The sequence below is a fragment of the Streptomyces misionensis genome (assembly GCF_900104815.1).
In the GTDB taxonomy this organism is placed as follows: domain Bacteria; phylum Actinomycetota; class Actinomycetes; order Streptomycetales; family Streptomycetaceae; genus Streptomyces; species Streptomyces misionensis.
Window position 1 is genome coordinate 7,898,621 of the sequence record NZ_FNTD01000004.1, and the last position, 24,364, is coordinate 7,922,984.

Annotated in this window: 19 protein-coding genes and 1 riboswitch; of the genes, 12 read left to right on the forward strand and 7 right to left on the reverse strand. The window is 72.7% G+C overall.

Annotated features, from left to right (window positions below; genetic code table 11):
- Positions 1–101: 101 nt before the first annotated feature.
- Positions 102–287, forward strand: coding sequence for a peroxiredoxin family protein (locus tag BLW85_RS36675; RefSeq protein WP_074995767.1), 186 nt, complete (start codon positions 102–104; stop codon positions 285–287).
- 71 nt (positions 288–358) lie between these two features.
- Here BLW85_RS36675 and BLW85_RS36680 read toward each other — a convergent pair whose 3' ends face one another.
- On the reverse strand, positions 359–1,348 hold the full coding sequence (locus tag BLW85_RS36680) for a nuclear FMR1 interacting 1 family protein (RefSeq protein ID WP_074995768.1): 990 nt from the start codon (positions 1,346–1,348) through the stop codon (positions 359–361).
- 58 nt (positions 1,349–1,406) lie between these two features.
- On the opposite strand from BLW85_RS36680, the gene BLW85_RS36685 reads away from it, so the two are divergent.
- The 4 genes from BLW85_RS36685 (at position 1,407) to BLW85_RS36700 (ending at position 10,357) form a co-directional block, all read left to right on the forward strand.
- Positions 1,407–5,912, forward strand: a complete 4,506-nt coding sequence (locus BLW85_RS36685) for an ATP-binding protein (protein WP_074995769.1) — start codon at positions 1,407–1,409, stop codon at positions 5,910–5,912.
- 15 nt (positions 5,913–5,927) lie between these two features.
- Positions 5,928–7,292 carry an esterase/lipase family protein gene (locus BLW85_RS36690; protein WP_244174987.1) on the forward strand — a complete coding sequence of 455 codons (1,365 nt, stop codon included), beginning with the start codon at positions 5,928–5,930 and terminating at the stop codon, positions 7,290–7,292.
- Positions 7,293–7,305: 13 nt separating this feature from the next.
- Positions 7,306–9,249 (forward strand): pentapeptide repeat-containing protein, encoded by a 1,944-nt coding sequence (locus tag BLW85_RS36695; protein ID WP_074995771.1) that lies wholly within the window; start codon positions 7,306–7,308, stop codon positions 9,247–9,249.
- A gap of 208 nt (positions 9,250–9,457) precedes the next feature.
- The gene (locus tag BLW85_RS36700) at positions 9,458–10,357 is read left to right on the forward strand and encodes a Vgb family protein (protein ID WP_074995772.1); all 900 of its coding nucleotides are present in this window, start codon (positions 9,458–9,460) and stop codon (positions 10,355–10,357) included.
- A gap of 181 nt (positions 10,358–10,538) precedes the next feature.
- On the opposite strand, the gene BLW85_RS36705 is transcribed toward BLW85_RS36700, so the two are convergent.
- Positions 10,539–11,774 carry a cysteine desulfurase family protein gene (locus BLW85_RS36705; RefSeq protein WP_244174988.1) on the reverse strand — a complete coding sequence of 412 codons (1,236 nt, stop codon included), beginning with the start codon at positions 11,772–11,774 and terminating at the stop codon, positions 10,539–10,541.
- A gap of 137 nt (positions 11,775–11,911) precedes the next feature.
- The gene (locus tag BLW85_RS36710; protein ID WP_074995774.1) at positions 11,912–12,274 is read right to left on the reverse strand and encodes a DoxX family protein; all 363 of its coding nucleotides are present in this window, start codon (positions 12,272–12,274) and stop codon (positions 11,912–11,914) included.
- Positions 12,275–12,334: 60 nt separating this feature from the next.
- Between BLW85_RS36710 and BLW85_RS36715 the strand changes: the two genes are divergently transcribed.
- The 4 genes from BLW85_RS36715 (at position 12,335) to BLW85_RS36730 (ending at position 16,080) form a co-directional block, all read left to right on the forward strand.
- Positions 12,335–13,216, forward strand: coding sequence for a LysR family transcriptional regulator (locus BLW85_RS36715; RefSeq protein ID WP_074995775.1), 882 nt, complete (start codon positions 12,335–12,337; stop codon positions 13,214–13,216).
- Positions 13,217–13,279: 63 nt separating this feature from the next.
- On the forward strand, positions 13,280–13,918 hold the full coding sequence (locus BLW85_RS36720; RefSeq protein WP_074995776.1) for a TetR/AcrR family transcriptional regulator: 639 nt from the start codon (positions 13,280–13,282) through the stop codon (positions 13,916–13,918).
- A 31-nt stretch (positions 13,919–13,949) separates the two neighbouring features.
- Entirely contained in the window at positions 13,950–15,296 is a 1,347-nt protein-coding gene (locus BLW85_RS36725) for an MFS transporter (protein ID WP_074995777.1), read from the forward strand.
- A 25-nt stretch (positions 15,297–15,321) separates the two neighbouring features.
- Complete coding sequence (locus tag BLW85_RS36730; protein WP_074996357.1) at positions 15,322–16,080, forward strand: SDR family NAD(P)-dependent oxidoreductase; 759 nt, start codon at positions 15,322–15,324, stop codon at positions 16,078–16,080.
- 83 nt (positions 16,081–16,163) lie between these two features.
- Here the strand turns inward: BLW85_RS36730 and BLW85_RS36735 are convergent, their stop codons facing one another.
- Together BLW85_RS36735 and BLW85_RS36745 are read right to left on the reverse strand one after the other, a co-directional pair.
- Positions 16,164–16,913: an SDR family oxidoreductase gene (locus tag BLW85_RS36735; protein WP_074995778.1), complete on the reverse strand. Its 750-nt coding sequence runs from the start codon at positions 16,911–16,913 to the stop codon at positions 16,164–16,166.
- A 182-nt stretch (positions 16,914–17,095) separates the two neighbouring features.
- A complete protein-coding gene (locus tag BLW85_RS36745) occupies positions 17,096–18,298 on the reverse strand; it encodes a serine/threonine-protein kinase (RefSeq protein ID WP_074995779.1) in 1,203 nt (400 codons plus the stop codon).
- A 154-nt stretch (positions 18,299–18,452) separates the two neighbouring features.
- On the opposite strand from BLW85_RS36745, the gene BLW85_RS36750 reads away from it, so the two are divergent.
- Positions 18,453–20,189 carry a hypothetical protein gene (locus BLW85_RS36750; RefSeq protein WP_074995780.1) on the forward strand — a complete coding sequence of 579 codons (1,737 nt, stop codon included), beginning with the start codon at positions 18,453–18,455 and terminating at the stop codon, positions 20,187–20,189.
- On the opposite strand, the gene BLW85_RS40680 is transcribed toward BLW85_RS36750, so the two are convergent.
- Entirely contained in the window at positions 20,190–20,318 is a 129-nt protein-coding gene (locus BLW85_RS40680; RefSeq protein ID WP_279628626.1) for a hypothetical protein, read from the reverse strand.
- A 372-nt stretch (positions 20,319–20,690) separates the two neighbouring features.
- Here BLW85_RS40680 and BLW85_RS36760 point away from each other — a divergent pair, with 372 nt between their 5' ends.
- Positions 20,691–21,989, forward strand: coding sequence for a GH25 family lysozyme (locus BLW85_RS36760; RefSeq protein ID WP_074995782.1), 1,299 nt, complete (start codon positions 20,691–20,693; stop codon positions 21,987–21,989).
- Positions 21,990–22,023: 34 nt separating this feature from the next.
- Positions 22,024–22,803 (forward strand): D-Ala-D-Ala carboxypeptidase family metallohydrolase, encoded by a 780-nt coding sequence (locus tag BLW85_RS36765; RefSeq protein ID WP_071828699.1) that lies wholly within the window; start codon positions 22,024–22,026, stop codon positions 22,801–22,803.
- Between the two features lie 148 nt (positions 22,804–22,951).
- Here the strand turns inward: BLW85_RS36765 and nicT are convergent, their stop codons facing one another.
- Positions 22,952–24,061 (reverse strand): Nickel transporter NicT, encoded by a 1,110-nt coding sequence (gene nicT, locus BLW85_RS36770; RefSeq protein ID WP_070025889.1) that lies wholly within the window; start codon positions 24,059–24,061, stop codon positions 22,952–22,954.
- Between the two features lie 27 nt (positions 24,062–24,088).
- Positions 24,089–24,277, reverse strand: a riboswitch (cobalamin riboswitch).
- Between the last annotated feature and the right edge of the window lie 87 nt (positions 24,278–24,364).

Genomic DNA, 24,364 nt, shown 5'->3' on the forward strand with positions numbered 1-24,364 from the left:
GGTGTCCATGTGCGTTGCGGCTTGCGCCGGGCGCCGACAGCGAAGCCACCTTCGTCGCTGGAAGGAGCGGTATCGACAGCGCTCCCGCGAGCCGGCGTGTCATGGCCCCGGAGCTGTCGGGCACGACCGTTGACGGTAAGACCCCTGTGGCCGATGCGGCGAGCGCGGCCACCTCACTTCTCGGCGAGCACCCGGCCGACTACAGGGGAAAAGTCGTGGTGATCAATGCCTGGGGCTCATGGTGTCCGACATGCCGCGCCGAAACGAAGGACTTCGTAGCGGTCTGAGGGTCCGGCACGGCGTGGAGGAGACGACGTTCTGAGATGTCTCTCCCCAGTCCCCGGGCCCCGCCCCCGGCTCACAGACCGCGGGCCGACATCACCCTCTGCTCGGCCTGTTCCACGGAGAACCGGCCGGCCGGATCGCCGCCGGCGCGCTCCACGGCACCGCGTACCAGGGCGAGATAGAAGAGCGCCGGGGCGCAGGGTGTCCACCGCTCTTCCGGCTCGTTGGCGATGAAGCCGAACACCGACTCCGGGTCCGCGTCCACGAACTCGAACCGGTCGTGCTCCCACTTGTCGGTGACCCCGCGCGTCCAGCGAAGACGCAGCGCCGGCTCGTCGAGCTCGGGGGCCACCGCGCGGAAGAACGCAGCCCACTGGTGGTTGACCAGGTCGAGCCCGAATCCGAGCAGTTCCACCCTGGTCCTGTCCCCGTCGTGCACGGCGAGTTCCTCGAAGATGGCGCGGCGCGCCACCGCGTGCAGACTGACCGGACTGCCGTCCCGGGGCAGGTCGTGCTGCTGGGCCAGACCCTCGTTGGCGGAGGAGTTCCACCGTGCGCTGTTCGGCCCCGCGACCTGGGCACTGCGCCGGGAGAACAGCATCTTGCCGTCCCTGCCGGTCTCCAGGGCCACGTTGACGCCGAAGCTGCAGTTCATCCAGGAGGGCGCGTCGGCCGGATCGCTGCCCTCCAGATACTGCTCGCGCAGCGTGAGGCCGTTCTTCTGCCGCCGGTCCAGGTTGAGCGAGGTGGTGAGGAAGTCGAAGTAGTCGGCGTCCCGCAGGGCGAGGGACACCACGGGCTCCTCGGCCAGATGCGTACGGGTGACCACCACCCGCTCGACCGCGAAACGTGCGTTGTTCCACCGATGCGGCAGTCCGCTGGCCTCCTTGCGCTCCTCCTCCGCCTCGATGGACCGCCGCCACGCGGCGATCTCCTCCGGGAACTGCACCCGCTTCGGTGTGTACTTGACGTGGACGTTCTCCTCGTCGATGGGCCGGGTTCCGTCACCCTCGAAGAGATGACAGCCTGTCGCCCGGCCAACCACGGTGAATCTGTCTCGCATCGCCAACTCCACTGGTAAACAAGCTGTGGTGGACACTCTCGGGGGTGCTGTCGGTCTCATGGTACGAAGCGACACGGACAACCGGCTGGCGTTACTGAAGGCCGAGCGGCGATCCTCTTCCCTGGTGGGCACGATCGCCGTACCGGAGTACCTCCATCCGGACGCGGAGGAGCGGCAGCGGCTGAGCCGCCCGCAACTGGCCGAGGTCCGTGACCGCTTCACCGACACCGTGCAGGAGAAGCTCGGGTTCGGGGAGGCCCTGCGGGCCGACCGCAGCGGAGCGACCCGGCGGCAGCTGTGGGCCGGGTTGGAGGAGTTCCTGGCCGACGGCGCCCAGCGCAAGATCCTCTACTGGACGGGACACGGCGTCCAGCGTGGCGACGAGGGCTACTTCCTCGCCTGCGCCGACTCGTGGCAGTCGGGCGCGTTCGACCCCGCCCGGGCCGTCCCCCTGCTGGAGCTGGTGGGATTCCTGCTGCGGCCGGAGTACGAGGCGGACACCCTGCTGATCATCGACGCCTGCTCCTCACAGAGCTACAACTCCCTGAGCGAGGCGGTGCGGCACGCCGTGGAGCTGGAGCGGGACTCGGCGGTGATCCGGGCGCGGGAGAGCCGGCGGAAGGGTTTCGCCGTCATCGGCACCTCGGGAGCGGACGCGCAGGTGCCCGCGGGCCGCTGGGTGACGTGGCTGGAAGAAGCGCTGGCCAAACAGGACTTCGTGGCGGACGACCAGGCCCGCCCCTTCGAGCCGTCCGCGCTGTATCTGCCGCTGCCGTACCTCTGCCGTGCCGTGGACGCGCGGGCCGCGGACGACGGTCTGGACGAACCCGCGCAACGGCCCGACTGCTGGGAGGTGCGGGCACTCCCCAACAACTTCCTCGACAATCCCTACTATCACCAGTCCGACCGGCCGGTGTACACGCCGGCCGTGCTGACGCGGCGGAAGCCCTGGATCGAGGCCGAGCAGTTCGGCCTGGAGGAGAACAGCCATCTCAGCCGCCACTTCGCGGGCCGGCGGGACGCGTTGAGCCGGATCGTGCGCTGGATGGACACCCACCCGAGGGGGCTGCTCGCGGTGACGGGCCTGGCCGGCACGGGGAAGACCGCGCTGCTCGGCCGGCTGGCCCTCTCCTCCCTGCCGAGCTGGCGGGAGACCCACGGCCTCGACCTCGACCCCGCGACGCTGCCCCGGGCGGGGACCGTTCACGCGGCGCTGAGCTGCCGGGGGCAGTCCGCCCATTCGCTGGCCGCGCATCTGCGGGAGGTGCTGGCGGGGATCGACGGGGCGCCGCCGCTGCCGGAGGAGCCGGTGACGTCGGAGAGGTTCACCGACGCGTTCGCGGAGCTGGTCGGTCGGGCGGGTTCGGTGAACCTGCTCTTCGACGCGCTCGACGAGGCCCTCCCGGACCAAGCGCACGCGATCGCCCGGCACGTCCTGAGCCCACTGGCGAACACGCCCGGCGTCCGGGTGATCGTCGGTACCCGGACGCAGCCCCGTCGGCGTACCACCGCGCCCGCGGAGGAGGAGTCCCTCCTGGACACCCTGGAACTCAGCGTCGAACCAGTGGTCCTCGGGGACGACGAGGAAGCCCGAGCGAGCATCACGGGCATGGTGCTGTCCGTACTGGACACCGAGCACTCGCCGTATCGGGGTGACGCGCGGCAGGAAGACCGCGACTGGACGGCGGAGATCGTCGCGGCGCGCAGCCACGGCTCGTTCCTGGTGGCCCGGCTGGCCGCGACCGGGCTCGCCCGGCGGACCACGGTCGCCGACGAGGCCGAGCTGCTGGCGTGGCTGCGTGACGGCGGCATGGGCCTGCACACCCGCCTGGCTGAAGAGACGCGCCACCTCAGCGAGCAGCCCGGCGCGGAGCGAGCCCACGAGGTGCTGCGGGCGCTGGCGGTGATCCAGGGCCCCGGGCTGGCCCCGGGCGCGGCCTGGCTGACGCTCGCGAACGCGCTGCGCGACGCCGGCTCACCGGAGCTGACGCCGGAGGACCTGCAGCAGGTGTGCCGGAGCGCCGACGGCGGCATCGTCGCCACCCGGAAGGACGGCGCGCGGCAGCCGGCCCGGCGCATCCGCCACCAGCTGGCCCATCCGAGTTACGGCGAGATCTTCCTCTCCGACGCGGGACTGACCACCCGCGACGCACACCGCAAGGTTCTCGACGCGCTGCGCGCCCGCGCCGGCGAAGACTGGAGCGACGCCGACGAGTACACCCTCGAATACCTGGGCGCGCACGCCGCCCAGGTGGGGCCGGACGCCCTGCGGGAGCTCTTCGCGGACGTGGGCTTCCTGCTGCGTACGAACCCCGACGTCATGCTGCCACTCGCGGCCGGCCTGGCCCGGGACTGCGACGGCGCCGCCTTGTACGGCAGGGTCGCGGGTTCGTTCCCCCGTGCCTCCGGCCCGCTGCCCGCGTGGGTCCTGTTGCAGCGCAAGGCCCTGTTCAGCGCGACCGCCTTCGTCAGCCACCGCGACGCGACGTACCGGGCGCTGCGGCTCACCGACGGTTTCCTGCCCTGGCAGGAGTACTGGACCGACGCCCCGCCGGATCCCCCCGAGTGGCGGCGCGCGGCGCCTTCGGGGGGCGCGCGGGCTCTGAGTTGGCGCGCCGGGGCCGGGGCGGTAGGGCCGACCCCTACGGACACCCTGACCGCCGGCGGCCTGGGGGAGATCCACGTCATGCACCCGGAGTCCGGCGCCCGTCCGATGACCCGTCGGCTGCACCGGACCGGAGGGAACCGCGGACGCCCGCTCAGCGAGGTGCGTGAGGTCGGCGCGGGGACCCGCTGGGCCACCGTCGCCCGGGACGATCAGGCCGTGTACTTCTGGCGCGCGGGTGCTCGGCTGCCCGACCAGGAGTACCGGTGGGGCGGCAGTGTGCGCGCCCTGTCGGTGGCCGAGGCGGAGGGCGAGAACGTGGTCCTGGCGGCCGACGGGGACCGGGTCTGGGTATGGGTCTGGAAGAGCGGCACGCACCTGGACACGCGGCTGAAGGACGTCCGTGCGGCGGATGTGCGGCAGCTGGCGGCCCTCACCCTGGGCACGCGGATGTTCGTCCTGGCGGCGGGCGCCGAGCGGGTGGAGTTGTTCGAAGTGGCCCGGTCCCGCAGCGGGGGCGACGGTCTGCGCGCGTGCCGGACCGATCCCGGCGTGACCCTGGCCGCTCCCGCGATGGCGGCCGCGGCGTTCGCGGTCTCGCCCCGGGAGGGTTTCCTCGCCGTGGCCGACGGGACCGCTGTCCACGTCTGGCGGTGCGAGACCGCATCCGGCCCCGAACCGGTCGTGGAAAAGGTGGCGACGTACCCCTCGAACGCGCGCGGGCTGGCCTTCGGGCGGTCCGCCGATGAACTGCTGCTCGCCGGATACGAGGAAGTGGCCGTCCGGATCTGGTCCGTCGGGCGGCCCGGACGCGAGGCCACGCTCGCTCTGAACGCCCCCAGGGAAGGCGCCATGGCGTTCGAACCGGGCGGTCAGGGACTGCTCGCGGTCGCCGACGGCCCCTACATCCGGGTGGTGGACGTGGTCCCCGCGCTGGACGCCGGCTACGGGATCCAGCGGCGGCCGAGCAACGAACGCCCGGTCCTCGCCCTGGCCGACGCACCGGACGGTCCGCCGCTGCTGTGTCGGGCCTGGCGCGACCGGATCCGGGTCTCCCGGCCCAGGCAAGGGGAACCGGCCGCCCGTCCGGCGACGGAACTCGCCCACGAGGGGCGCACGGTGACGGCGGTGGCCGCGGTGCGGGCGGCACACGGCTGGACGGTGGCCGCCGCGGCCGGCCGGACCGTACGGCTGTGGCGCCTCGACGACGGCCTGTCGGTCGTCACCCACCGGGACATCCCCCTCGGCGGGGACGCCGGCCAGCCCGCCCGCGCACTGAGCCTGGTCGCCGATCCGGCCGTCGGCGCGCTGCGGCTGAGCGTTGCGGACGGTCGGCGGCTGGTACGCCACGAGGTCCCGGCCGATGTCTCGTCCGCCGGGACCGCGGAGCGCGAGATCCGGACCGACCGCGGGTTCTGCGGGATCGACACGAGGATCCTGCGGGACGGTTCGTACTGGATGGCCGGTGACCTGAGCGACCAACTGCGGGTCTGGACCGAGGGCGCACACGGCGTCGAGCAGCGCGTCCTGCTGACGGCGGGCCCGTCCTGCCTCGCCCTCGGAGAGCTGTACGACGACGAGGACGACGCCTCGATGCCCATGCTGGCCTGGGCGGACCACGGCAGCGTGTACGTGAAGGACTGCTCCGGCGACCAGAGCATCCACCCCCCGGAGCGGCTGCCGGGGGACTTCCCCGATGTGACGTCCCTGGTGTTCGCCGGCCCCGTGGAACGGCCCGTGCTGCTGCTCTGCAGTCCGGAGACGGTGTCACGCGCATGGGACGTCTGGACCCGGGAATGGCTGCACGGGCCGGAGATTCCCACCCGGGGGTACGACGTGCACGCCGTCCGTACCGCGATGGACCCGGAGGGACTGGTGATGGCGTTGCAGGGGGAGGACCGCTGCGATCTGATCCGGCTGCCGCGCACGTTCTTCGGCACCGGGACACGGGGGGAATGAATGGAACACGATCTGGTGGTTTTCGTCCCAGGCTTCCTTGGCAGCCGGCTGCGCCGCAACGGCCGGGACGTCTGGGCGCGATGCGGTGAACAGCTGATCGGCTCGGCAGCCGCGGCGCTCACCGAGGTGGCGCTCCCGCCGGGGCTGGGGGACGCGGCGCCGGAGGGCCCGTTCCGGCTGGCCGCCGACGCGCTGCTGGAGGTCCCGGACTCCGTGCCCGGGCTGCTGTCCTGCATGGGGTATCCCGATATCCGCGCCGCCCTGGCCGACCCGCTCGAAGCACAGTTCGTGCCGTTCGGCTACGACTGGCGGCTGTCGCACCGGCTGGTGGCCCGGCAGCTGAAGGCGCGGGTGGCGCGCGAGCTCGACCGGTGGCGTGCGGAGGTCGATGCGTACTACCCGGACCGGACCGACGATCCGCGCGTCATCCTGGTCTGCCACGGGACGGGCGGTCTGATCGGGCGGCACTATCTGGAGCGCGAGGACGGCCGGGAGACCGCCCGGACCCTGGTCACCCTCGGCACCCCGCAGCAGGGGCTGGTCCAGGCCGCCCGGTTGCTGGCCGGCCATGCGATCCCCGGCGACGCGGGCCCCGGCGCGGACGGGGTCGCCCGACTGAACGAGACGCTGCGCGACTGGGCGCTCAACCTGCCCGCGGTCGTCGAGATGCTGCCGTGGTACTACGCCGTGCGGGTCGAGGGAAAGAGCCGCGAGCGGGGGATCACCGACAACCGCTACCCCGTTCCCGGGCTGCCGGGAGAGGCCGTCCGCGAGGCGTTGGCCTTCCGGGAGGAGTTCCGCGCGGCATGTGACGAGAACCGGCGCGTCGGCCCCCTCCCGTACACCGTGCACTGCCTCGGCAGCGTCGACTTCCCGAGCCCCGAAGCGCTCGTGCTCTCCTTTGACGGGTCGCGGATCACCGACAGCCTGCCGGGGCCCGGCGACGGAACGGTGCCGCGCCGGTCGGCCGTCGCGGACTGGACCGGCACGGACCCCATGCTCTGGACCGGCTTCCGGGACACGGACCTGGCGAGCGGCCCCGCCCTGCGGGACGCGATGCTCGCGATCCGCGCGGGACGCCCGCCCGGCGGCACCCTCGCCGGTGAGGAGGGCATCGCCCTGCACCTGCCCCGGGACCCGGTCGCCGCCGGCCATCCGTTCGTGATCGACCTGCTCGGGCACGACCTGCCGCGGCGCAACCTGCGCACGGTCATGTGGCGTTCGGGCCGTACCGACCGACACCCCGTCGTCTTCCGGCAGTACCAGCCCGACCGCTATCGGGCGGAAATGGAAGCCGCCCCCGGACGCTGGGTGGTCGAGGCGCTGGTCGACCGGCCCAAGGGGCGTGACCGGAGGATCGTGACGGTCGTGGCGTCATGAGACGGGAGCAGAGATGACCGGGATCGAAGCCCCCGCGTGGCCGCAATGCGGACGCCTCGGCTCCGGGGAACGCTGCCAGGGGCGCAGCGTGGGCTCGTACACGGCCTGCCTGGCGCATCTCGACAGCGCCGAACGGGCAGCCCATCTGGCCTCGCTGATCCCCGGCGCCGACCTCGACCACCGGGGCACACCCTTCACCCAGAGCCTGTTCGACGAACTCCTCGCACCGCTCAGGGATCCGGTGAGCGGGCGGGCGCGGGTGGGGGAGGCGTTGTTCGACGAGGTGCGGTTCGCCGGAGACGCTGAGCTGGAAGGGATCGACTTCGGCGGTTTCTGCTCCTTCGCGTCGGCCGTGTTCGACGGGGGCGTGTACGTCCGTGAGGTGCATGCCGGGGACGATTTCCGCCTCGGTGCGGCGAGGGTCGCGGGAGACGTGTGGCTCGATGACACCGAAGTGCGCGGCGATGCCTGGTTCTACGAGACAAGGATCAAAGGCACCTTGCGGTTCTGCGTCCTCGAGGTCGGCCGCAGTGCGATGTTCAAGGGCATGACATGCGGGGACGCCTATTTCTCCGGTGTCCGGGTGCGTGGCGTCGCCTCCTTCGGCGGTGCGGTCATCGACGGCGAAGCCGCCTTCGACGGCGCGGTCTTCGAGGACGGTGCCGACTTCGAGAAGATCCGCGTCGCCGGCCGGGCCTGCTTCGACGGCACGCGCTTCCACCGCGGCAGAGCCTGCTTCGACGGCGCGGACATCGGTGGCGAACTGCAGTTCGCTGACGCCCACTTCGCGACGCGAGCCACGTTCGACGGAGCCGCGCTCGGCGGTGACCTGTCATTCTCCGGGGCCCGGCTGGAAGCCGACGTGAGTTTCCGGCGGGCGGTGTTCCGGCGCACCGCCCGGATCGGCCCCCTGGTCTGCCCGGGGACGGTGGACTTCTCCGACGCCGTGTTCGAGGCCGCGGTGACGCTGGAGGCCGCCGCGCAAGAGGTGCGCTGCCGACGGACACGGTGGGCGTCCACCGCCGCGCTGCGGCTGCGGTACGCCGAGGTGGATCTGAGCGACGCCGTGCTGGAGTTCCCGGTGACCGTCGTCGGCCGCACCCGCCGGTTCGTCTCGCCGGAGGGCGAGGCGATCGCCGAACCGGGGCTCACCGATGCGCGGGTGCGTGTCACCTCGGTCAAGGGCGTGGACGCCGCGTACCTGGTGCTGGCGGGCGTGGACCTGACCGGCTGCCTCTTCGTGGAGGCGGTCCACCTGGACCAGTTGCGGCTCGAAGGCCGTTGCACCCTGTCGTGTCCACCAGGAGGGCTGCGCTGGATCCGCCGCCGGACCCTCGCCGAGGAGCACCACTGGCGGGCGACCGGGTACGGCGACGGCTGGACGCCCGCGCCACCGGGCGTCGAGACGCACCAACCCGCTGTGCTCGCCCCCGTCTACCGGCAGCTCCGCAAGGCGCTCGAGGACGGCCGCAACGAGCCGGGCGCCGCCGACTTCTACTACGGCGAGATGGAGATGCGTCGCCACGATGCCACGGCGTCCCGAGGTGAGCGGACGCTGCTGCGGCTGTACTGGGCACTCTCCGGCTACGGCCTGCGCGCCCTGCGGGCCCTGGCCTGGCTGGCCCTGGCGATGACCACCACCGTGCTCGCGATGATGCTGTGGGGACTGCCGCAGGCCGACCCGGATCCCGTCAGCGAGGGCACCACCGACGGCCGCCGGGTAACCCTGACGACCAGGAAGCCGACACCCGCCAACCCGCAAGGGCCGTACACAACGCGCCTGTCGACGGTGCGGTTCGAGAAGTCCGTGAGGGTGGTGACCAACTCGGTGATCTTCCGAACCTCCGGACAGGACCTGACCACCACCGGAACGTACGTCGAGATGACCGCCCGTCTCGTCGAGCCGGCCCTGCTCGGTCTTGCCCTCCTCGCGGTGCGCAACCGTGTGAAGCGATGAGGTGCGCTGTCCAGCGGCAGGGCGGAGAGCGCTCACGGACGGCAATTCCTCGGTTCCGGTACCGTCAATCCGGTGTTCTGGCGCTGCTACGAGACCGGCAACGGCGTCACCCGGGCCGACCTCACCCTGCGGCCGGCCGCCGAAGGCCGAGGGCACGGATAACATCCGCAGTCGTACTTCCACCGTTCGCCGATCAAGGAATTAACCGATGCCGAGCCGTCCCCCCGTCGCGATCGCAGAGTTCTCCGTCTCCGGCCCTGAGGCCGGGCCCTACGGAATCACTGCCGGACCAGACGGCGCACTGTGGTTCACCATGGTCCACCACGGACGGATCGGCCGCATCACGCCCGACGGCGAAGTCACCGTCCACCAGCTCGAACCGGCTTCCGGCGGACCGTCGATCATCACGGCAGGACCCGATGACGCCCTGTGGTTCACCGAGTTCCGCAGCCACCGCATCGGCCGCATCACCACGAGCGGGAGCGTCACGTCGTTCCCGCTGCCGACACCGGACGCCGGGCCGTTCGGCATCACCGTGGGTCCCGACGACGCGCTGTGGTTCACCGAGGCCAACGCCGACCGCATCGGCCGCATCACCCCCGACGGGCAGGTCACCGAGTTCCCCCTCCCGCTTTCGGGTGCCTTCCCGTCAGCCGTCGCCGCGGGCCCGGACGACCGGCTGTGGTTCACGATGAACCAGGCGAACGCCATCGGCACCATCGGATGCGACGGTGACGTCACCGTGCACCCGTTGCCCACACCGGCCGGCGCCCCGGTCGGCATCACGGCCGGTGCCGACGGCTGCATGTGGTTCGTCGAGATCGGCTCCGGTCGGATCGGACGGATCACCCCGGACGGGAAGGTCGACGAATTCGCCCTGCCCGACCCTGCGTCACGCCCGCACGCCATCGCCGCCGGCGCCGACGGAAACTGCTGGTTCACCGAATGGGGAGCCAACCGCATCGGCCGGATCACCCCCGACGGCCGTATCGACGAACACGACCTCCCCAGCCCGGCCTCCGAACCCCACGGCATAGCCCAAGGGCTGGACGGCGCGATGTGGACCGCCCTGGAGATCGGAACGATCGCGCGCCTCACCACCAGCTGAGACGGAACCCCGCAGGGACGGCAGCTCGACGCGCCCCTCGGCACCTGCCCGCCTCCTCACGAACTGCCAGTCGCTCCGGCCCCGTTGGGCTACGCGCTGGTGCGGCCGTGCCGATCCATGGGCGTCATCGCGGTCCAGCGGCGCCTTGCCCGGCCCTCGTCGTGCCGGCTGCCCGTTCCGGTCACTGTCTGGTGGCCGCTCGAATGAGGGCCGTTGCGGCAGTCTCGATGTCGCCCGGGGTGGTCCAACGGCCCAGGGACAACCGCAGCGCGCCGAGCGCGCGGGCCGGGTCGAGGCCCATGGCGGTCAGCACCGGGGAGGGGGTGTGGTCGCCGCTGTGGCAGGCGGAGCCGGTGGACGCCGCGATCTGCGGGGCCGCGGCAAGGAGTTCGTGACCGAGGGCGCCGTCGATGCTGACGTTCAGGGTGTTCGGCAAGCGGCTGGTCGTCGGCCCGTTGAGGCGCACACGACCGGGCAGTCCGTCGGTGAGCCGTCGCTGGAGACCATCGCGCAGGGCGGCGACGCGGGCCGGGGCGCCGTCGGCGAGCTCGACGGCCGCGATCCGGGCGGCGGTGCCGAGGGCGACGGCCAGGGCGACGTTCTCGGTGCCGGCGCGCAGGCCGCGTTCTTGACCGCCGCCGTAGACGACAGGCTCCAGCCGGACGCCGTCGCGTACGTACAGGGCCGCGGCGCCCTTGGGCGCGTACATCTTGTGTCCGACCATGGTGAGCAGATCGACGCCCAGGGCTTCGACGGCGAGGGGGATCTTCCCGGCCGCTTGGGCGGCGTCGCAGTGGAACAGTGCCCCGCGGTCGTGCGCCAGGGCGGCGAGGTCGCCGATCGGCTGGAGGGCACCGGTCTCGTTGTTCGCCGCCATCACGGAGACCAGCACCGTGTCCTCGTCCAGCGTCGCGGCCAGGGCTTCGGGGTCGACGAGGCCGTCGCCGTCGACCGGCAGCACGGTCACCCGTGTGCCGTGCAGCCGCTGCAGGGCGCGGCAGGTCTCCAGGACGGCCGGATGCTCGGTGGCCTGAGTGATCACGTGGGGACGGGACCGGCCGGAGGCCAGGACGGCGCCGCGCAGGGCGAGCAGGTCGGCCTCGGAGCCGGAGCCGGTGAACACGATCTCACCGGGCTCGGCGCCGATCAGGTCCGCGACCTGTCCGCGGGCCTCGGCGAGCGCCCGCCGGGGTTCCACGGCGTGGGGATGGCCGCTGGACGGATTGCCGAAGAAATCGGTCAGATGGGGCAGCATCGCCTCGGCGACGCGGGGATCGACCGGGGTGGTGGCGTTGTAGTCCAGGTAGACCGGACCGTCGGCGAGCCCGGGATGCGGTGGCCGATCGCCGGTATGGGGGCCTTCGAGCAGCTCGGTGTACTCGTCCGCGGTCTCGCGCATCGTCCAGGGCCGTGTCACGAGGGCATGCTAAGCGCTGGTCCACGGCGGTTTGGTCCCCGGACCGAGACGGAGCACGCCGTGTCCGGGGTGCTGGGCGCCGTGGTCGGTCGCGGCGAAGGCCGAGTGCGCGCGTCGATCACGGAGTGGCGCCGCCGTCAACCGGCCACGGTCAAGGCCAGCGAGGCGACGGCGGTGGCGAGGTAGAAGCCGGGAAACGCGAGGTTGTACAGGACGCGGGCGCGCAGGTGGAAGGCGATGGCGCCCGCGTAGAGCAGGACGAGACCGCAGGCCGCGGCGGCACCGAGGGGGCGCAGCGCGGGGGTGACGAGGCCGAGGAGGAGGCCCGCCGCACCAGCCAGCTTGAGGGCGGCCAGCCGGGGCAGCCAGGACCGGGGGACGCCCACCTCCGCCGAGTTGGCCAGCACGAAGCGCGCCCCGGCGAGGTCCGCGGCGGCGATGGCGACGTTGACGGCGGCGGTGAGCAGGGGGATGAGGAGCGTGAGCTGGGCAACGGTCATGCCTACAGGGTCTGCGTGCGCTTCCGCACCGTCCAATACCTGCTTCTATAACCTGGTGGCATGGACGTGGACACGCGCCTGCTCCGGTACTTCGCCGCAGTGGCGGAGGAGGGCAGCCTGACCGGGGCGGCGGAGCGGCTGTTCGTCTCGCAGCCCGCGCTGACCAAGCAGATCCGGCGACTGGAGGACGATCTCGGGGTACGGCTCTTCGCGCGTTCGCGATCGGGGATGGCGCTGACCGAGGCCGGTCGTGAGCTCGCCTCGCGGGTGCCGGCGCTCCTGGACGGCTGGGACGATGCGGTGCGGGCGACCGGCCGGGCGGCGCGGGTACTGCGGCTGGGCTTCCTCGACGCGGGCGCGGTGGGTGCCGTCCCCGAGGTCATCGCCGAGTTCCGCCGGGCGCGGCCGGAGTGGCGGGTGGAACTGCGGCAGTTCGACTGGTCGGAGCCGAGCGCAGGACTGGCCCGCGGGGAGGTGGACGCGGCAGTGGTGCGGTTGCCGTTTCCGGGCCAGGACGACTTCGCCGTGCGGGAGTTGTTCGCCGAGGAGCGTGGAGTGCTGCTGCCGGCTCGGCATCCGCTGGCGAGCAGCGAGACGGTGGACTTCCGGGAACTGTGGGACGAGCCGTTCGTCGCGGCCGGAGCCGAGACCGGAGCCTGGAGGGAACACTGGCTCGCGGCGGGGGAGCGGGACGGGCACCCCGTCCGGGTCGGCGCCGTCACCAGCCGCCCCGACGAGTGGCTCGGCGCGGTGGCCGGCGGCTGCGTGGCGCTGGCCCCGGCATCGGCGGCCCGTTTCCACTCCCACCCGGGTGTGGTGTTCCGCCCGGTCCGCGGGGTCTCACCGAGCCGGGTGGCACTGGCCCGGCCTCGGCGACGAACGCACGAGGCGGCGCTGGACGAACTGCTCCGGGCCATCACGCGGAGGCTGAGCCGGCGATGACGCCGGGACCGGCGGACGCCGGTTAATTGACTGATCGTTCTCGTTTCGTCTACGGTCTCCGGCGTGGGCAGGACCAAGGAATTCGATCCGGACGCCGCGCTGCAGTCGGCTCTCGAGCTGTTCTGGCGACGCGGTTACGAAGCGACGTCGATGGCCGACATCGTCGAGCACCTCGGCATCGGCCGCGCCAGCGTCTACGCGACCTTCGGCAGCAAACGCGAGCTGTACCTGAGGGCCGTGGACCGGTACACCGAGACGCGCGACCCGGCCCTCCTCGCCGAGCTGTCCCAGCCGGGGCCCGCACTGCCCGCCGTACGGGCGGTGGTGCGCCGCTTCGCCGCGGAGGCATCCTCCCCGGACGGACGGCTGAACGGCTGCCTCGTCACCAACACCGCGGCCGAACTCGCCCCGCACGACCCCGCGGCGGCCCGCCGGGTCGAGATCAGCTGGGGGCACGTCGAGACCCTGCTGCACTCCGCGCTCGTGCGGGCGCAGGCCCAGGGCGAACTGCCCGAGGACCGCGACCCGCGCGCACTGGCCCGCATGCTCCTCGTCCTGCTGCAGGGCATCCGGGTCGTCGGCAAGGCGTCGGACGACCCCGCCCGGGTGCGGGACGCGGCCGAGCAGGCACTGGCCCTGCTGGACGGGGAACCCCGCCCGCCGTGGCCACTGGGGCGCCGTTCCGGCATGCCCGAATACTGAACCGATCGGTCAAGAAAAACAGGAGGAGGGCATGACCGTCACCGACGCCGCCCGCGTCACCGCCGTCCAGCGGCGACGGGCCTTCGTCCTCCTCGGCAGCGTCCAGGGCACGCTGATCTTCACCCTTGCCGCGATCGCCGTACCGCTGCCCCTCATCGGGCGCGCGTTCGACCTGCGGCGCGCCGACCTGATCCTGCTCAGCAGCGCCTACGGGCTCACGTTCGCCGGACTGCTCCTCTTCGGCGGACGCCTCACCGACCGCCACGGCGGACGATGCGCCCTCACCGCGGGCCTCGCCCTCTTCGCCGTCGCCTCGGCCGCCGCGCTGCTCGCCCCCGGCATCGGGACGCTGCTCGCGGCACGCTTCGCGCAGGGCGCGGGCGCGGCTGTCATCGCACCCGCCGCCATGGCAGTGCTGCGCGCGGCCTTCCCCTGCCCGACCGCCTACGGCAGGGCGATGGCGACCTGGGGCGGGCTGTCGGTACTCGGCGCGACCGCCGGAAACCTGCTCTCCGGCGTCATCTCGACGCTGCTGTCCTGGCGTTGGACGTTCGCGGTACCGCCCGTCGTGGCCCTCGGGGCCCTCGCCCTCACGCCCCGGCTGCTGCCGGACACCCCGCCGAGCCGGGGCAGGGCGCTCGACCTGCCGGGCGCCGTGCTCGCCACCGGCGGGATCATCCTCGCCGGTTACGGTCTCGTCGCCCTCGGCGACCGGCCTCGGTCGCCGGTCGGTGTGCTCGTGCCGCTGCTCGCCGGAGCCGCGCTGCTCGCCGTGTTCGGGTACGCCGAGCACCGCGCCCGCGATCCGCTGCTGCCGCCCCGCTTCCTGCGTGACCGACGCCGGGCCCTCGCCCTCGCGGCCATCGCACTGGGCGCTTGCGGGACCTCGCTGACCTTCGTGGTGCTCTCGCTCCACCTCCAGGAGGCCCGCGGCTGGTCACCGATGCGGACGTCGGCGGCGTTCGTACCGTTCGCCGTCGCGCTGATCGCCTCGGGTCGTACCGCAGGACCGCTCGTCAGGCGCTACGGGGCACAGGCCGTCACGACCGCCGGGCTCGGCACCGCCGGGGCCGGTCTCGCCCTCCTCGGCTTGACCGGCATCCACGCACACGCCTCGTACGCCTACGGGCTGCTGCCGGGCCTCGTGCTCCTGCCGGCCGGCGCCGCCGCCTCCTTCGCGGGAGCCGCCGTGCTCGCCACCGAGGGCGTGCCACAGCAGCACGTCGGGCTCGCGGCCGGTGTGCTGAACACCGCGATGGAGTTCGGGCCGACCGTGCTGTTCGCCGTCCTGCTCACGCTCGGCAGCGACGCCCGGTCCCTCGCCGCGACGGCGGCCGTCCTCGGCGTCGTCGCCCTCCTGAACCAGCGTGCCAAGTAGTCCACCACTCATGGGAGTCACCGAGATGAACCGTTTCACCGGCAAGACCGTGCTCGTCACCGGCGCGGGCTCCGGCCTCGGCCGTGCCATCGCGCTCGCCTTCGCCGCCGAGGGTGCGACCGTGGTCGGCGCGGGCCGCACCGCGGCCTCCCTGGACGAGACGGTCGGCCTCATCGAGGCCGCCGGCGGCACCGCTGCCGCCGTCACCGCCGATGTCACCGACTCCGGCCAGGTCCACGACCTCGTGCGCGAGAGTGTCGCCCGCTTCGGCGGACTCGACATCGCGGTCAACAACGCCGGGATACTCCGCGGCACCGTACCGGTCGGCGAGGTGAGCGAGGAGGACTGGGACGCGGTGCTGCGGACCAACGTCACCGGCGTCTGGCTGGCCATGAAGCACGAGATCGCGCACATGAGGGAGAACGGCGGCGGCGCCATCGTCAACATCTCCTCCAACCTGGGCGCCCACCTGCGGATCCCGAACGCCGCCGCGTACATCACCTCGAAGGCGGCGGTCTCCGCGCTGACCCGCGCCGCCGCACTCGACCACATCCACCAGGGCATCCGCATCAACGCGGTCAGCCCCGGGGCCTCCGCCGCCCCCATGTCGCTGCGGCCCGGCGAGACCGAGGCCGACCGTGCCGAGCGGGTGAAGTCGGAGAACCCGCTCGGCCGGGTCGCGAAGGCCGAGGAAGTGGCGGCCGCGGTGCTCTACCTCGCCTCACCCGAGGCCGGCGCGGTGGTCGGCACCGACCTGGTCATCGACAGCGGAGCCTCGGCCTGACGGGTCCTGGCGGGTCCTGACGGGTCCTGGGATGCGGAGGACGCGCGCCGCCCGGCCGGGGTCCGGCGGACACGCCCCCTGGGTCATGCGGCATGGCCGCCGTCCACCGAGAACTCGGCGCCCGTGACGTAGGCGGCCTCCGGCCCGGCGAGGAACGTCACCATGGACGCGACCTCGTCGGCCGTGCCGTAGCGGCCCAGTGCCGTCATGGCCGCCTGATCCGCGGCGTACGGGCCGTCCGCCGGGTTCATGTCGGTGTCCGTCGGGCCCGGATGCACGATGTTCGCCGTGACACCGCGCCCGGCCAGCTCCCGGGCCAGTGCCTTCGTCAGCCCGATCAGGGCGGACTTGCTCATCGTGTACAGCGTGGCCCCGGGCCCCGGCACCCGCGCGGTGACACAGCTGCCGATGGTGATGATCCGTCCGCCGGCGCCCATGACCGCGGCGGCGGACCGGGCGGCCAGGAACGCGCCGCGCACGTTCACGGCGAGGACCCGGTCGACGTCGGCGAGGGACAGACTCTCCAGTGGTCCCAGCACCCCGGCGCCCGCGTTGTTCACCAGCACGTCCAGGCGGCCGAGTTCTCCGGCAGCGCGCCGCACCGCGTCCGCGGTCTCCGCCGCGTCGGCGGCGTCCGCCCGCAGGGCCACCGCCCGGCGGCCCAGCGCCTCGACATCCCGTACGACGGCCTCGGCCGCCTCCTTGCCGTTCACGTAGGTCAGGGCCACGTCCGCGCCTTCCCGGGCCAGCCGCAGCGCCGTCGCCGCGCCGATGCCCCGGCTGCCGCCCGTGACCAGTGCCGTCCTGCCGTTCAACCGCTCTTTCGACGTCATGGCCTCATCCCACCCGACGCGGGCCGGTGACACCGGCGGGCAACGGACGCCGTCCTCGACGCGGCCGGGTTCCGGGACGCGACAGAGTGCCGGACGCCAGTCGTCAGCGGATCCACGACGACGAACGCGGCGGGGCAGGCGAACTTCTCGAACGGTCACCGGAGTTCGGGGTGCCCGCCTTGTCAGCTGCCGGGCCGATAGCGGTCGAGCATGGCTTCGAGGCCGTCGATCCACGACTCGATCTGTTCGCCCTCGCGGGTGCGCACCGCGCAGAAGTACCGCTGACCGGCGTACGTGTCGACGGCCACCGTGAGCGCGAACCCGCGGGTGCGGACGCTCTGTTCGTAGCCGACCCGGGCGATGTACGGCCACGGCAGGTCGATCATGGTGCCGTTGATGCCGAGGGAGATGCCCCGGGCGTCCGCGAGGACGGCGTTCTTGCGGTCCATCGCCAGGAACTCGGTCTCCTGCGGACCGGCGGCCGACTGCGGGGAGCAGGCGGTCGGGGTGTGCGGGGCGTAGGGCGGTGGCGGGGGTACGGCGGCGGGGACGCAAGAGGCCGGGGGAGGGGGCGCGGGGAGCGGTGGCGGGGTCGCGGTCAGGGCGTCGAGGAGCAGCGCGGGACTGGGGCGCAGGCCGGGGTCCTTGGCGAGGCAGGACCGGACGATCGGCCGCAAGGGCCCGGGAACCGCGGTGACGTCGGCTTCGTGGTGCACCGAGCGGTACATCAGCGCCATGGGCGTGCCGTCGCCGAAGGGCTTGCCGCCCGCCGCGGCGACCAGCACGGCCCCGAGGGCGAACACGTCGGCGGCCCCGGTGACATCGAGCCCCTCCGCCTGCTCCGGGGCGAGGAAGCCCGGCGTCCCCATGCCGGTGCCGGTCATCGTCAGACGGGAGTTCTCGACGGCGCGGGCGATGCCGAAGTCCAGGACGCGGGGGCCGTCGGCGGCCATGATGATGTTGCCGGGCTTCAGGTCCCGGTGCACCAACCCGCAGGCGTGGATGGCTCCCAGGGCCTCCGCGAGGGCCGCGCCCAGGGCACGCAGCCGTGCCTCGTCCATGGGGCCGTGCGTGGTGAGCAGCTCGGCCAGGGTGGGTCCGGCGATGTAGGCGGTGGCGAGCCAAGGGGTGGCCGCGTCCGGATCGGCGTCCACCACCGGCGCCGTGTGGAAGCCGCCGACCCGCCGGGCCGCCTCCACCTCGGCGCGGAACCGCTCGCGGAAACCGGGGTCACGGGCCAGTTCGGAGCGCGCCACCTTCACCGCGACCTGCCGGCCGCCCCGGGATCTGGCCAGATGGACGACCCCCATGCCGCCCTCGCCCAGCACCCGTTCGACCGTGTACGGACCCACATGGGTGACCGCGTGCGGTTCGGTCTCCTCCACGACGCAACTCCCCCTTCCCGGCCCCCCGCGACCTCTCGCCTGCCCGTGCGGGTACACGGAGGGTCGCGCCGGCCGATGTACGGTCGATCATAGGGCGCGCGGCGGGCCCGGGGCGCCCGTCCGACCAGCCACGACGAGCTGTAGGGTCGGCCGCATGCCCGGCTGCCGTACCCCCTCCGCCCTCGACCTGCTCCGCCGAAACCCGCGCTTGGCCCAACTGGCGGCGTTCCCCTTCGACTTCGACCTGGAGCGGGCGGAGCACGGCGAAGAGGTCGCCCTGGCCTCGGGCGCCCCGCTGACCGGCATCGCGGGCGACGACACCGGCGGCACCTACTTCCTTTGCTCCGACGGCGCAGTGCTCTACGCGGACTCGGACGGCCGCGCCGCGCTGATCGGGCGCAGCGTCGCCGACGTACTGGAACTGGTGACGGGCCTGCCCGGCTGGCGCGACCACCTGGAACTCCCGCCCGGGACCGGAGACGACGAGGTGACCGCGGCGGCCCGCGCGCACGAGGCCGATCTGCGCGCCTCCTACGCCCCCGACCTCGACGCCCGGCGTACCGAACTCCTCACCGGACTCGGGCTGACGCGGCGCCCGCCCACCGAACTCTTCGCCCGCATGCGCCAAGCCCTGCGCGACACGGAGCCCGAGCACGTGCTGCTGCTCACCGAGGAGGGCACGGCCTACGAGTTGCTCGGCGGGCACCCCGGGCCCCCGTTGGCCGAGGCCGTGCTCACCGCCTGCCGCCTCGACCTGGACCGGCTCAGGGCCGACCCCGCCGCCTGGCAGGAGGCCGCCTTCTGCCCGGTGCCGGGCGGCGAGGACCCGGAGCACGACGCCCACGCCGCCCTGCGCGCCGCTGTCCTGCACGCGGCGCGGTACGACCGCAGGCCCGCCGACCTGCCCCTGCTGCGGCACCTCCTCGAACAGGAGGCCCGTTGCCGCCGCGAGGCCCCCTTCGGCGGCATGGGCGAGGAACTGCACCTCGCCGTCTTCCTGGTGGCCCGCCTGCTGCGAGAGGAGGACCTGCCCCTCTTGTACGCCGCCCGCGCCGCCAACTTCGACACCTGGTGCGCGTTGTCGGACCTGCCGCTGGGACTCCCGGGCAAGGGCGCGGAGGAGAAGCCCAGTTGGGAACCCGAGGCGCTGCGACGGTGGGTGGAGGCCCTCGACACCCCCGAGTGGTTCGGTGACGACCCCGGACGGGAGCCGGACGAGACCTGGGTGACCCTCGCGCGTCGCCGGGGACGTACGGAACTCGCCCGCGTCGCCCTGATCCGCGCCCTGGACGACATCGGTCCCGCCGACACCGCCGAACTCCTTTGGATTTCAGCCGAGTTCGAGGCGCTGGGCGACCTGCGCCAGGCCGCCCGCGCCCAACGTCTCCACACGCGGCTCCAGGGCACCGCCGAGGGCCGTGCCGCCGGGTACACCCGACTCGCCTCCCTGGAGCGGCAGTACGGGGATCTCGAAGGGGCCTCGGCCTCCCTCCGGGCCGCGCTCGAAGCGCTCGAAGCGCTCGGCGTCGCGACGGCCCCTGCGGATGCCGTCGGCCAGCCGGCCCTCTTCGAGGTAGAGGCGGCCCGAGCGCAGACCCGTCCGCACCGGCCGGACCGGGGCAACGTCCTCGACCTCACCCTGGAGCACTTCCGGCTCGCCCGGACGGCCGCCGAGACCGGCCACGGGGCACTGGGCCGCCAGTCCCTCGCGACGGCCTCGGCACTCCTCGCCGCGCTCGCCCGCCCGCTGCCCCCGGCCCTGCTGCGCGCGGCCCACTCCGCGGCCCTCGCCTGCGCGGACACCGAGCCGGCCGACCGTTGCGCGGCCCTCGTGGCGGACGAGGAGCGGCGTGCGGCAGAGCACCCCCGCGACGGGGACGACGCGGGCTGATCACTGCGCGTGCGGCGCCCCCCGGCTGCCGTCGCCGAGTTCCGTTCCCTCCTGCGCGGCGGTCGGACCATCGGCGGTGCGCCCGGTGACGTGGTGGGCGGTCGGGGTGCGCGGCGGCGAGGTCGACACGTTCGGGATGTGCGTCGCGCGCAGCTCGCCCGGAGTCCGGCGGGTGCGCCTGGGGAACGCCCACGTGCGCAGCACATCCGAGGGCCCGGCCTGCCCCCGTCGGAGTCGACGTGCTCGGCCGGACGCGGCGGCCACACCGCTCGTCGACGGCCGCGGGCGGCGATGCGCCCAGGAATGTGTTGCGTGCATGTCAATACTGCGCTTACCTTTACGCGCGTCAACTCGGCCTCGGTCACGGGGCATTGATGGCACACCCTGCCGATCCCATCGCAAGCGTTCACGTCCCGCCAGCTCCACCACCGACCGCCGACGGCACCACGGCCGCCCCGGCCCGAGCACTTCGCGGTATCCCTGCACACTCCTAGGAGCACCATGTTCGCAGCCGCCCTCTCGCGGTTCAGATCCGGCAACAGCGGTCGCGGTCCTCGCCGGGCCCTCCTCCGAGCGGGCGGGCTGCTGGCCGCGGTCCTCAGCGTGCCGGTCCTGCCCGGCACCGCCTCGGCGGCCGCCGGGGACCACGGGATTCGCGTGCGCATGACGCACCCGGACCAGGACCATGCCGGATCCGGGCTCCAGCGTCTGGGCGCGGCGTCTTCGGCGATGACCGCGTCGGCCGCCGTCGGCACGGGACCGGCCGGCCTCGACGTCAGCCACTACCAGACCAACGTCGACTGGACGTCCGTCAAGAACAACGGCGCCGCCTTCGCCTACGTCAAGGCCACCGAAGGCACCGATTACACGGACCCGTCCTTCTCCCAGCAGTACAACGGCGCGTACAACGCCGGACTGATCCGCGGCGCCTACCACTTCGCGCTCCCCGGCAACTCGACCGGTACCGTCCAGGCCGACTGGTTCGTCGCCCACGGCGGCGGCTGGACCGCCGACGGCAGGACGCTGCCGCCCGCCCTGGACATCGAGTACAACCCCTACGGGGCCACCTGCTACGGGCTGAGCCAGAGCGCGATGGTCTCCTGGATCCGGGACTTCAGCAACGAAGTGCGGGCCAAGGTCGGGCGCTACCCGGCGATCTACACCACCACCGACTGGTGGACCACCTGCACCGGCAACAACAGCAGCTTCGCAAGCACCAACCCGCTGTGGATAGCCCGCTACTCCAGCAGCCCCGGCATGCTGCCCGCCGGCTGGTCCACCCAGACGATCTGGCAGTACGCCGACTCGGGCACCTTCCCCGGCGACCAGGACACCTTCAACGGCACGCTCACGGACCTCCAGGCCTTCGCCAAGGGAAGCGGCTACACGCCGCCGCCCACCGCGAGTTGGCCCACCGTGCAGCAAGGGGCAACCGGCGAGCGGGTCAAGACCGTCCAGTACCTGCTCGACGCCCACGGTTCCGCGCTGACGGTGGACGGTTCGTTCGGGCCGGCCACCGACTCGGCGGTGCGCTCGTTCCAGTCCGCGCACGGCCTCGGCGCCGACGGCGTTGTCGGCCCCGCCACCTGGCAGGCCCTCGTCCTCACCGTGCAGCAGGGATCGTCGGGACCCGCGGTCCAGGCGGTGCAGAGCCAGCTCGACGCCCGCGGTTCCGCGCTGACGGTGGACGGTTCGTTCGGGCCCGCGACCGACTCGGCGGTGCGCTCGTTCCAGTCCGCGCACGGCCTCACCGTGGACGGCATCGTCGGTTCGAACACCTGGCAGAGCCTCGTTTCCTGAGCATCGGCACGCCATCACAGATGAGGGGACTTCCATGACACCCGTACGACGCTCCGCCGACGGCATCGACCGCCGCGCCCTGCTCCGGGGCGCGGCAGGGCTGACGGCCACGCTCGGCCTGGCGGCAACCATCGGCCTCCAGGCAGCGGGCCAGGCCTCGGCCTACGGCTGGTCCCGCACCCTCCAGCAGGGCGCCTCCGGCTCCGACGTGGTCGAACTCCAGATCCGCGTCGGCGGGTGGGCCGCCTCCGGCGCCCAGCAGACCTATGTCGCCTGGGACGGCGCCTTCGGCCCGGCCACGACCGCTGCCGTCCAACGCTTCCAGTCCGCCTACGGGTTGAGCGCGGACGGCGTCGTCGGGCCGCAGACGCAGAGCGTGCTCAACAGCCTCGAGGCCGGCGACGGATCCACCGCCCACTTCGACTGGAGCGAGTTCTCCTCGCAGGACGGCTCCGGTTTCAGCGGTGGAAAGGTCGACGCCGCGACGGTCAAGGAGAACCTGCGCCGCCTGATGTACAAGCTGGAGGCCGTGCGCAAGAAGGCCGGAAACAGCCCGATCACGGTCAACTCCGGCTTCCGCAGCATCGCGCACAACGCCGCGGTGGGCGGCGCGTCCAACAGCATGCACGTCTACGGCGTCGCCGCGGACATCGTCGTCTCCGGCTACAGCACCCTGCAGACCTACCGGATCGCCGAGACGTGCGGCTTCTCCGGCCTCGAGGCGTACACGCACTCGTGGCAGCACGTCGACAGCCGTGTCCAGTACCCCTCGTACGGCTCCGGCTCGTGGTGGTGGGAGAGCGGCGTGGCCTGATCCGCCCGCTCCGGTGCACCGGGCCCGTCCGCGTCGTCGTCGGCGCGGACGGGCCCGCCGTCGATCCGGCCCGCGAGGTGGCTGAGCGGGGCGGCCGGCCGACCGCCCTCACCCGGGCCGCAGGGCCTCGGTTCTCGGGCGCGCCGGGTCAACCCGCGTCTGCGGTACGGGCGTTCCAGCGCTCCTCGACCTTGGCCACGCGCCAGTAACCGATGGCCAGGGCCCAGACGACCACGAAGAGGCCGACGATGACGTAGCCGACGTGGTCGAGGTCCAGGCCCGCGATCCAGCCGGACACGCCGTCGCTCAGGCCGAGCTTGTCGTGCAGGACGCCGACCAGTTCGATGGTGCCGACGAAGAAGGCGACGGCGATGGACAGCCCGGTGATGGTGAGGTTGTAGAACACCTTGCGGACGGGGTTGGAGAAGGCCCACTGGTAGGCGAAGTTCATGAAGGTGCCGTCGAGGGTGTCGAAGAGGCTCATGCCGGCGGCGAAGAGGAGGGGCAGGCAGAGTATCGCGTACCAGGGGAGGCCGGCGGCGGCGCCGTTGCCGGCGAGGGCGAGGAGCAGGACCTCGGTGGTGGTGTCGAAGCCGATGCCGAACAGGAAGCCGAGGGGGAACATCTGGCCGGGGCGGCGGATGGACTTCGTGAGCCGTCCCAGGATGCGGTTCATGAAGCCGCGTGAGTCGAGGTGCGCCTCCAACTCGGCCTCGTCGTAACGTCCGGCCCGCATGGCCTTGAAGACACGGGCGATGCCGACCAAGGCGACGAGGTTGAGCGCGGCGATGAGGTACAGGAAGCCGCCGGAGACCGTGGTGCCGACGGTGCCGAGCACCTGGTGGGTGCGCGAGCCGTCGTTCATCAGGGTGCCGGCGAGCTGTGCGCCTCCGGCGACCAGCGCGGCCATGGCGATCACCACGCTGGAGTGGCCGAGCGCGAACCAGAAGCCGACCGAGACCGGCCGCTGCCCGTCGGCCATCAGCTTGCGGGTGGTGTTGTCGATCGCGGCGATGTGGTCGGCGTCGAACGCGTGCCGCATCCCGAGGGTGTACGCCGTGATGCCCAGGCCGACCCCGAACGCCTTGGTGCCTACCTCGTAGTGATGTGGGGTGACGAGCAGGAAGAGGATCCCGAAGGCGATCACGTGCAGGACGACGATCACGGTCAAGAGGCCGGCGGTTCGGACGGTGTCCGCGCGCCGCCAGCGGAAGGAAGGGGAGGCGGCGGTTTCGGGCACGCCTTCGGGCATGGTCATACGGTCACGCTCCAGCACCTCGTGGATCAGATTCGTGGTGCCGTGGCCGGTCTCCTGGCTGACGGGTCATCGCGCCCGCCCCTGCCTTCCCGGCCGCGAGACCAGTGGCAATGCGTGGGGCGGGAACTTCCCGATCACAGTGGCGAGGGCCGCTCCGGACTGAGCCCCTGAGGGCTGTCACCGGTCTTCCCGAACACCACGGCCCGCTCACCCTAGAAGGCCGGACGTCGAGGTTGCAAGGCAGCGTGGACGCGCAGGCGATGAGGCGGGATGTCGCTCATCGCGATGGCAGGGCCATGCGTC

What these genes read in the sequence shown, in the direction of transcription:
- BLW85_RS36695 (WP_074995771.1), top strand. Translation starts at nt 7,306, where the DNA reads ATGACCGGGATCGAAGCCCCCGCGTGGCCGCAATGCGGACGCCTCGGC.
- nicT (WP_070025889.1), bottom strand. Translation starts at nt 24,061, where the DNA reads ATGACCATGCCCGAAGGCGTGCCCGAAACCGCCGCCTCCCCTTCCTTC.
- BLW85_RS36700 (WP_074995772.1), top strand. Translation starts at nt 9,458, where the DNA reads ATGCCGAGCCGTCCCCCCGTCGCGATCGCAGAGTTCTCCGTCTCCGGC.
- BLW85_RS36675 (WP_074995767.1), top strand. Translation starts at nt 102, where the DNA reads ATGGCCCCGGAGCTGTCGGGCACGACCGTTGACGGTAAGACCCCTGTG.
- BLW85_RS36710 (WP_074995774.1), bottom strand. Translation starts at nt 12,274, where the DNA reads ATGACCGTTGCCCAGCTCACGCTCCTCATCCCCCTGCTCACCGCCGCC.
- BLW85_RS36725 (WP_074995777.1), top strand. Translation starts at nt 13,950, where the DNA reads ATGACCGTCACCGACGCCGCCCGCGTCACCGCCGTCCAGCGGCGACGG.
- BLW85_RS36735 (WP_074995778.1), bottom strand. Translation starts at nt 16,913, where the DNA reads ATGACGTCGAAAGAGCGGTTGAACGGCAGGACGGCACTGGTCACGGGC.
- BLW85_RS36715 (WP_074995775.1), top strand. Translation starts at nt 12,335, where the DNA reads ATGGACGTGGACACGCGCCTGCTCCGGTACTTCGCCGCAGTGGCGGAG.
- BLW85_RS36730 (WP_074996357.1), top strand. Translation starts at nt 15,322, where the DNA reads ATGAACCGTTTCACCGGCAAGACCGTGCTCGTCACCGGCGCGGGCTCC.
- BLW85_RS36760 (WP_074995782.1), top strand. Translation starts at nt 20,691, where the DNA reads ATGTTCGCAGCCGCCCTCTCGCGGTTCAGATCCGGCAACAGCGGTCGC.
- BLW85_RS36765 (WP_071828699.1), top strand. Translation starts at nt 22,024, where the DNA reads ATGACACCCGTACGACGCTCCGCCGACGGCATCGACCGCCGCGCCCTG.
- BLW85_RS36685 (WP_074995769.1), top strand. Translation starts at nt 1,407, where the DNA reads ATGGTACGAAGCGACACGGACAACCGGCTGGCGTTACTGAAGGCCGAG.
- BLW85_RS36750 (WP_074995780.1), top strand. Translation starts at nt 18,453, where the DNA reads ATGCCCGGCTGCCGTACCCCCTCCGCCCTCGACCTGCTCCGCCGAAAC.
- BLW85_RS36680 (WP_074995768.1), bottom strand. Translation starts at nt 1,348, where the DNA reads ATGCGAGACAGATTCACCGTGGTTGGCCGGGCGACAGGCTGTCATCTC.